Origin of the sequence: Succinivibrio sp. (assembly GCF_045124615.1) — a bacterium.
Classification (GTDB): domain Bacteria; phylum Pseudomonadota; class Gammaproteobacteria; order Enterobacterales; family Succinivibrionaceae; genus Succinivibrio; species Succinivibrio faecicola.
On sequence record NZ_JBGVMC010000334.1, the window covers coordinates 1 to 1,386 of the forward strand.

At 38.6% G+C, this 1,386-nt stretch carries 2 protein-coding genes; both read left to right on the forward strand.

Going from position 1 to position 1,386, the window contains the following annotated elements:
* Positions 1 to 642: phage tail protein I (locus ACJML3_RS08890; protein ID WP_406022479.1), on the forward strand; the 642-nt coding region annotated here is incomplete at its 5' end.
* Positions 643 to 654: 12 nt separating this feature from the next.
* On the forward strand, positions 655 to 1,386 hold a 732-nt coding region (locus tag ACJML3_RS08895; RefSeq protein ID WP_406022481.1), incomplete at its 3' end, for a phage tail protein.

A 1,386-nucleotide genomic window follows, 5' to 3' on the forward strand; every position in this document is an offset into this window, starting at 1 on the left:
TCAAAAGTTCATCAGCATCTTAATGATGCTGTTTTTTTATATAGAATCAATGAACTTTCAAGCGAACAGTTAGATCATTTAGCAGTTCAATGGCAACCTTTAGTGTGGCGTGATTCATGGCCAATAGACACAAAAAGGGCAGTGATAGCTACAATGATTGTTGAAAAGCGCAGAATGGGAACACTGAGTGCGGTTAAAAACGCATTAGCTTCAGTAAGGAGCGCATCAACCGTGCAGGAATGGTGGGAGCAGTCACCTCAGGGAACTCCTCATACATTCAAAATCACTGTAAGTCAGAACAAGCTAGGCGGTATTGTTCGTGATGAAATGACTCGCGATCTAAGACTGCTTATTGATATTACAAAGCCGGTTCGTTCTCAGTACACATTAACAATCATTCAGGCCTTAGAAGGCAATCTGACTCTTTCTGCTGGCAAAAAGAGCGTTGTCATGTGCAACGTTCCAATTGTGCAAAAACTTGTATGTAAGGTGCATTCAACGTTAAGCAGAACATCAAGACTTAAAGCATTTTCTTACATCACAGTTAATGACGTAAAACCTCTGAAATCATCATTTGTTTCAGCAAGAAACATCAGAACCTATTCAGCAATGAAATCTTTCTCTTATTCTTTTATAAATTAAAGGAGTTATCTTATGTCTCAGGAAATGGACATCATTATTACTGCAGCAGGTCTTCAGGCACTGATCAATGCAGAACATTCAGGAACCAATAAGGTTACATTATCAAAGGTTCAGCTAGGTAATGCCTATTTTAAACCTTCTGAGCAGACTTCTGATATTGGAAATGTTGTTGCAGAATTAACTACTGTTGGCGGTTCAACTGTATCAGCAACAGAAATTCAGGTTAATGCTACAGATTCTTCTGATTCTGTTTATACAGTTCGTTCAGTCGGTATCTATACTTCAGATAATATTCTGTTTGCAGTTGGTTCTTCACAAGAGCCTATTCTGCAGAAGGTTGCAACCTCTCAAGCATTATTCACCTTCAATATTCTGTTAACCAATGGCAATCCACAGTATATTGATTTTGGAGATATATCTTTCTCTAATCCACCTGCAACATCAACTACTGCAGGTATTACACGTTTTGCTACAAATGACGAGGCAGAAGCTGCTATAGATGGCACTATTGCCCTTACTCCTTTAAATATCTGCCATATTAATGCAAAGGGCGCTGTATTGAAGGGAATGTGTGATTGTGCGACCTTAGAAGAAATCTTCACTCAGACAAAAATTATTGTAGGTAATGAGAAAGTTGTTACCTCTTTGGTTCTGCAGAATATTCTGGAGCGCTGCAATCTTTTACCAGGCTCTGGAGACGAAAACAAAATAGTTGAACTTGATAGACGTGTAACTGATTTGGAA